At 53.5% G+C, this 7,192-nt stretch carries 5 protein-coding genes; 1 reads left to right on the top strand and 4 read right to left on the bottom strand.

Going from position 1 to position 7,192, the window contains the following annotated elements; genetic code table 11:
• The 4 genes from ACXJJY_RS07845 to ACXJJY_RS07830 form a co-directional block, all read right to left on the bottom strand.
• Positions 1-529 (bottom strand): NAD-dependent epimerase/dehydratase family protein (locus ACXJJY_RS07845; RefSeq protein ID WP_456386731.1); only part of this gene is annotated, 529 nt, incomplete at its 3' end.
• A 46-nt stretch (positions 530-575) separates the two neighbouring features.
• Entirely contained in the window at positions 576-3,035 is a 2,460-nt protein-coding gene (locus ACXJJY_RS07840; RefSeq protein ID WP_456386729.1) for an O-antigen ligase family protein, read from the bottom strand.
• A gap of 63 nt (positions 3,036-3,098) precedes the next feature.
• On the bottom strand, positions 3,099-4,244 hold the full coding sequence (locus ACXJJY_RS07835) for a UDP-N-acetylglucosamine 4,6-dehydratase family protein (RefSeq protein ID WP_456386727.1): 1,146 nt from the start codon (positions 4,242-4,244) through the stop codon (positions 3,099-3,101).
• Positions 4,245-4,979 carry a nucleoside-diphosphate sugar epimerase/dehydratase gene (locus tag ACXJJY_RS07830; protein WP_456386725.1) on the bottom strand — a complete coding sequence of 245 codons (735 nt, stop codon included), beginning with the start codon at positions 4,977-4,979 and terminating at the stop codon, positions 4,245-4,247. It abuts the gene before it with no gap.
• Positions 4,980-5,357: 378 nt separating this feature from the next.
• On the opposite strand from ACXJJY_RS07830, the gene ACXJJY_RS07825 reads away from it, so the two are divergent.
• Positions 5,358-6,908, top strand: a complete 1,551-nt coding sequence (locus tag ACXJJY_RS07825) for an ATP-binding protein (protein WP_456386723.1) — start codon at positions 5,358-5,360, stop codon at positions 6,906-6,908.
• Positions 6,909-7,192 lie beyond the last annotated feature (284 nt).

The raw sequence follows: 7,192 nt of genomic DNA, 5'->3' as shown, positions 1-7,192 counted from the left end.
CGCCCGGACCATAGAGGTTGGTGGGCATGACGGCAAAGTAGCGGGTCCCATACTGGCGGTTCCAGGCCTTGCACATCTTGATGCCCGCGATTTTTGCAATCGCATAGGGTTCGTTGGTCTGTTCCAGTGGCCCGGTGAGCAGGTACTCCTCCTTCATGGGCTGCGGCGCAAGACGGGGATAGATACACGAACTGCCCAGAAAAACCAAGTCCTGCACCCCGGCCTGCCAGGCCGCATGGATGACATTGGTCTCCATCACCAGGTTCTGATAAATGAAATCCGCCGGATAGCTACTGTTGGCAAGGATCCCCCCCACCCGTGCCGCGGCCAGGATGACGCAGTCGATCTCTTCCTGCCGGAAAAAGGCGGCAACCGCCGCCTGGTCCAGGAGGTCCAGCTCCGCATGCCTGCGCGTTACAATATCATTGGTCCCGTTGTCCACAAGCCTGCGCATGATGGCCGAGCCGACCATACCGGTGTGACCGGCCACATAGACCCTGGATCCTGGTGAAATAATGGGGATATCCATACCTGCCAAATCTGTCTCCAGTGCTTTCCTGTCCTGCCCCCCGGACTCACATTTTTCCGGCACGCCCAGTGCCTGTTCCTGCTGATTGCACAAAACGAACGGCCACTCCCAGATCCCGGGGATCAGCACCGTATCCTTCCCGCTCCGGGTTCCATGGCCGATTGACCAGAAGTATCAGGGGACGGTCGCGATCAATCCCTGGCGGTAACGCTATACTGTTCCAGGCAGGGCTCGTCAACCTCGCTGTTGCGACCACTGCATGTTCCTGGATGAAGCGCACCTCCACCGGATGCTTCTCGAGCCAGGGCTGTTCACTCTTCATCTGCAGGGCAGCAGTGCCAGTGGGCCATCGTTGCAGGTCCAGGACAGCCTGCCAACGGGTCCAGCGATACCGGAACAATGCCCTTTTCTCCGGACCACTTCCCTGTTCCTGCGCCATCTGCCATCCATACAGGCCGAGATCTGTCTCCGGCAATGCTCCCCGGTACTCCGGCTCGCGAACAGCCACGCCAAGGTTCCTGGTGTCTGATGATACTCCCTGTTGTCGCGGGTTCCATGTCCGGGATACACGGAGCTCGATCTGGCCGGCTTGGCCCTGAGCCGATGCGGGAAGATAGTACGTTCTTGCAACCTCCCGGTTACTCCAGAATGTTATCCGGTCAAGCGGCGTATCCGAAGCGAAAACATCGAGCACAACGGGATCATTGCCCAGGCCGGGGGTACTGCAAAAAAAATGTAATTGTACCACGCCGGCCTGCTCCACAGCAAATTGTGCCCTTGCGCCTGTCCAGCGATAGGTCCCCTGTCCTTTCCATTCTTCTTTCGGATAAAAACCATGGTACCTGTCTTGCTGCTGGTCCGCGGCATAGATACGCAGACCGTATTTCTCTGCCAGAAGATATGACTCGAAATTGCTGCCATACACCAGCCCGCCTGCACACACCGAAATGGCGAGCAGAACTGCTGCCACCCGTACCGATTTTTTCAATGGCACAGGGAGCACAGCTTCGTCCAGCGTCATGGCATAACCGATATTGAGAAAAACCAGCAGCCAGATCACACCGATATACTGCATGCTCTGGGCAAGTCCATACTGATGGAAGGCAGCGATGGAGAGGAATACGGCAATATTAAAATATCTCCTGTGTCTTTTCAGATCGTACAACAACAACAGAACTGCATAGAGGACAAGAGCCATCCACAGCAGAACACCGACAATCCCGTTACTGATAAAGAGCTGAATATAGAGGTTGTGGGGAGTGTCAAACTCAAGTCTATGAATCCTGCGCGCCTTAGCATACAGGGAATCATCAATCGTGCCCAGGATTGCGACCTGGTACCTGTAGGTTTCATACCCCATGCCAAAAACCGGTGCTTCCAGGCCAATGGCCATACTTTCCTGCCAGATCTTCTTCCGGGTAGCGGGATCAGCGATCTTTGCAAAACGCTGCTGGATCATGCTACCCGCATCCACTCCCTTGAGGTGCAGTATACCGGTAACCAGAAAATAACTGATCAAAATCGTCAAAGGTACGGAAACAAGCACCTTGCCGGCAACACGGCCGACATCACGCCAGCGTAACCTGCCTGCTTCAATCTTCTTTGAAAGGTAGAAGATCAGCCAGCAGCTTGCGAGAACGAGCGGATAAATCAGCCAGCCAGTCCGGGAAGCGGTGAGCAGGATGGCCATCTCGCAGATAACCAGGACAGCGAACAGCAGCAGCCTGGTCACGGTGCCGGACCTGGGGCTCAGGAAACCGATCAGGATAAACGGGATGGAAACAGAAAGAAACTCGGCAAACCAGCCGGGATTCCCGAAAAATGACTGCAGCCGCCTGCCGCCTGCCTCGGCCTCCCTGAACCACTCCAGGGGTACCAGGTGGTAATAGTTCAACACACCGACAGCAGCGGCCAGGACTGCGCCACACACCAGTCCGGCAAAAATGGCGTGATACAGTCGCTGCCCATCGGACCGGGAGGAAAGGAGAACGACAAACAAACCATAGAGGAGCAGCCTGTTGACCGCTGCCAGGGAAAAAAGCGGCGATCCGGGCGGAGCCTGCAGGAGATAGGTGAAAAAATCCTGCCATCCCCACAGGGATAAGGTGACCACAAGAGAAGACAATGGCAGGAGTACAAGCGAGAGTACGCTCAAGGCCAGGTAGCAGCCGAGCAGACAGAGCAGCCATCGAGCGGCCGGCCACATCCCGCCCTGCTCCTCCCGTCTTGCCAGGATCAGGGCAACAAGTGCAAAAAATGCAACAAAGAGTTCAAAAACAATATTATAAACCTGGTAAGAATGCGAGCCATAAAGAGGAAAGGAACAGGCAAAAAGGAAGAGAGCCGTGCCGAGATACTGTGGCCGGACAAGAACAAAACAACAGGCAAACAGCCCGGCAAGAACGAGCACCTGCAGGAGAAAGCCGGTGTGCAACAGGATAGACAGCCTGACAAGTATATTACCGAGCAAAAACAGCAGAAAACCAGCCGTCAGGACATCCTGCAACAGCGAACGATACCCTCCTCGCCCAGCATATGTTCCGGTTAAAACCATTCTGAGAAAAAATCCTCAGGCAGAGGGAGAAACACATTTTTGCCGCTCGACTTCCTGTTCTCCGCCCACGGCATATTCCGGAACAATGGCCTGCAGGGAAGCATACAGGCTGTCGACATGACGGGAAGTGGCGGCCTGTTCAAGTTTCTGCAACTCTTCCAGCAGCCAGTCCCAATCCACTTCACGACTCCGGGCCAGGAGCAGTTTTTCATGACTGGTCGGCTGCAGCCCTTCACTTGCATGGAGGAGTTCTTCATACAGTTTCTCTCCCGGCCGCAGACCGGTATAAACGATATCAATATCCCGGCCCGGCTCCAGGCCGGAGAGACGGATCATCTGTTCGGCAAGATCCCTGATCAGGACCGGTTTTCCCATATCAAGCACAAAGATTTCCCCTCCTTCCCCCATGGCTCCGGCCTGGAGAATCAGACTGACCGCCTCGGGGATGGTCATAAAATACCGGGTGATCTTCTCATGGGTCACCGTCACCGGCCCGCCCTCGGCAATCTGGCGCTGGAACAAAGGCACCACCGAGCCGGTGGAACCAAGGACATTGCCAAAACGGGTGGTAACAAAGGCGGTTTCTGAACGGCGGTCCAGGTTCTGGCAGTACAGCTCGGCAGCCCGCTTGCTGGCTCCCATGACATTGGCCGGATTGACGGCCTTGTCCGTGGACACCAGGACAAACTTTTCCGCGCCGTACCGGTCGGCTGCCTCGGCAATACAGCGGGTGCCCAGGACATTATTGCGTACGCCCTCCGCCGGATTCCATTCCACCATGGGCACATGCTTGTAGGCGGCGGCATGAAAGACAACCTCCGGCCTGAACGTGGCAAAGAGCCAGCCTACCCGGTCAGCATCCTTCACATCTCCAAGAATGCTTTCAAGCTCAATGTCCGGAAATGCTGTCCGCAGCTCATGATCAATGGCATATATATTGAATTCACTATGATCAAAAATAATCAGCCGTTCTGGCCGCAATGCAGCAATTTGCCGGCAAAGCTCAGAACCTATGGATCCGCCGCCACCGGTCACCAGCACGCTCCTGCCAGCCAGATAGCCGGTAATGGCCCGGCTGTCCAATCGTACAGGATCCCTGCCCAGCAGGTCCTCAACGGTAATGGCACGCAACCGGTTGGCATCCACATCCATGCCCTTCATCTAATGAACCGTGGGCAGGGTGAGACACTCGACCCGGGCCGATCGGCAGAGCGTGACCAATTTGCCGATCACCTTTTTGCCGGCCGAGGGAATGGCCAGGATCACCAGCTCGATTCCGAATTTCTTGACAATCCGGGGAATATCCTGTCCCTTGCCGACAACCCTGATACCATGAATATCCCTGTTCTGCAGGCCGGGATCATCATCGACAAAGGCAACAGGTTCGTATTCCGGCCGCTGCAAAAGGTCTCGCACCAGCAATTCCCCTGCCCTGCCACCACCAATGATCAATGTGCGTTTCCCCCGTTGGCGGCTCAAAGAAAACTTGTGATCTTTCAACCAACGGAATAAAAGACGGGAACCGCACAATCCCGAGGCAAGCAGCAGCGGATAGAGAAGAAAAACCGAACGGGGCACCCCCTGGAACCTCGTCAACATGCCACTGGCCAGAGCAATGACCAGCGCGCCCATGCCAACGGCCTTCAATATCCGGACCAGGTCCGGGATGGAGGCAAAGCGCCAGAACCCCCGATACAAACCAAAGAACCAGAAAATTACCCCCTGCACCGGAGGCGCGAACATGACCAGTTGCTGCAGGGACCGGACATGGACCTGCGGAATCCCGTCAAAGTTAAACCGCAGCAGATAGGCCAGTACCAGGGCCACCGGCACCCACAGAAGATCATGGGCAAATGCGACCCAGCGGTTAAAGATATATTTTCGATATGATACCATGGAGTGGAGTCTCATTGAGCATGATCAGCTTGTATTGCCCATCCCAAAACTGAAAAAAGGACTCCTCGACGTTTCGAGTGGATTTGCTATATTTTGACCAAATCCACATGGAATGACGGGGAGACCAAACTACCTGTCCCTGCTATATATTGCTACATTTTATGACCGAAGGAAGTTCGTTCCGGAACCACGCCGTTGCATACAGTTGATTGAATTATTGATTGGATTACAGGAGCATAGGTGAAAGAGAGAAATCTGACAAGTAAAAATTCAGCAATGCGTCAGCCATGGGTGATCGCGACTGGCCGGCAGGTAAACGAGTTCTTGTTTTTTATGACAGAAATTCAGCCGTAAGAGACTGATTGGGGTCTTGAGATAATGAAAAGACTGCCTATAGGGATTCAGACATTTTCTGAACTGGTTGACCCGGAAGAAAACTATGTCTATATCGACAAGACGGAAGTTGTGTACTCTTTGGCAACAGCGGGCAAGTACTATTTTCTCAGCCGTCCGCGCCGTTTTGGCAAGAGCGTCATGCTCAGCACTCTCTATGAACTGTTTCGCGGCAACCGGGAATTGTTTGCAGGACTCTACATCGAGAAAAAATGGAACTGGGACAAAAAACACCCGGTCATCCGTATCAGTTTTGGCAGCGGCGATTTCACCAGTGAAGAAAAGTTTGACGAAACGATTCTCGACAACCTTGAAAGCAACATCCGTCGGTTGGAACTTTCCTGCAAAGACACGGCTGGAAAACCCAATTCATGCTTCAGGGAACTGATCGAAACCGCTTACCATAAGTACCAGCAGAAAACCGTCATCCTCATCGATGAATACGACAAGCCCATCCTGGATCACATCACAGACCGGGAAACCGCCCGTACCAACCGTGACAGACTGAAAGGCTTTTATTCTATCATCAAGGATCTGGACGAGTATATCCGGTTTGTCATGATCACCGGAGTCTCCAGGTTCTCGAAGATGAATCTCTTTTCCGGGCTGAACAATCTCAATGACATCACCATTGATCCTGCTTATGCCACCATCTGCGGCTATACTCATTCTGAAGTTGAGGTCTTCTTCGCAGAACATCGGGCAGGTGTTGACATGGACAAGCTGAAGGAATGGTACAACGGATATAACTATTTTGCCGAACCTATTTACAATCCCTTTGACATACTGCTCTTCCTGGCCAAAGGAAAGGAATACCGCCCCTACTGGTGGAGCACCGACAACCCGAGCTTTCTCATCGATCTTCTGAAGGAGCAGCCCCGATACCTGCCGGATCTTGAGAATTGCGTGGTCGACGACTTGATCCTTGACAGCTTCGATGTGGACCACATTGAGCTCGTGGCCCTGCTCTGGCAGACCGGCTACCTGACATTTGCGGAAAAACAACAAACCATTGATGGCATGGAGTATCGTCTCAAGGTTCCCAACCGAGAGATACAGATTTCCCTGAATAATCTTTTCCTGCAATATCTCACCAACCTCGGCCCCGGACTACGCCCTGCCAAAAAAGGACTGTACCAGGCCCTGGTTCAGGCCGACCTGGAGGCCTTCCGGCAGATCATGCGCCGCCTGTTTGCCGCCATTCCCTACCAGAACTATGCCAACAACATAATCCAGAACTACGAAGGCTACTACGCCTCGGTAATCTACGCCTACCTTGCTTCCATCGGCCTGCAACTGATCGCCGAAGACACATCCAGCAAGGGCCGGGTGGATATGACCCTCATCCTGCCGGACAAGGCCTATGTCATCGAATTCAAAGTGAACCAGCCTGGCCACGCCCTGGAGCAGATCAGACAGAGGGGGTATCATGAGAAATACCATGGTGAGGATCGAGTTGTGTATCTCATCGGTATCAGCTTTGATTCGAAAGAGAAAAATATCACGGATTTTGAGTGGGAGAGGATGGAGAATTAAGCACGATGTCCCCGGAATTTCGTACCCGGACCAATTGCTTGTTCAGGGCCTGCCAACAACCGGCCGTGGTTGCAAATTAATGAAATTTGCATTAGTTATGCGGTATTCGAGCAACTTTCAACAACACAATCCATATTCATCCCCATGAGGCAAGCAGGGTGCCATCATTACAGGTCCGTGAATCACCGGACAATATCCAGAGTTCTCTTGATATTGGCACTTAGCACGATGCAACAACCCGTTCACTCCTGAGAAGAGCCAACAACCTGTTACCAGAGACCAGA

It is taken from the genome of Desulfolithobacter sp. (assembly GCF_054025815.1).
Note: the sequence above shows the minus strand (reverse complement) of the source record. Positions and strands in the feature narration are given on the sequence as shown.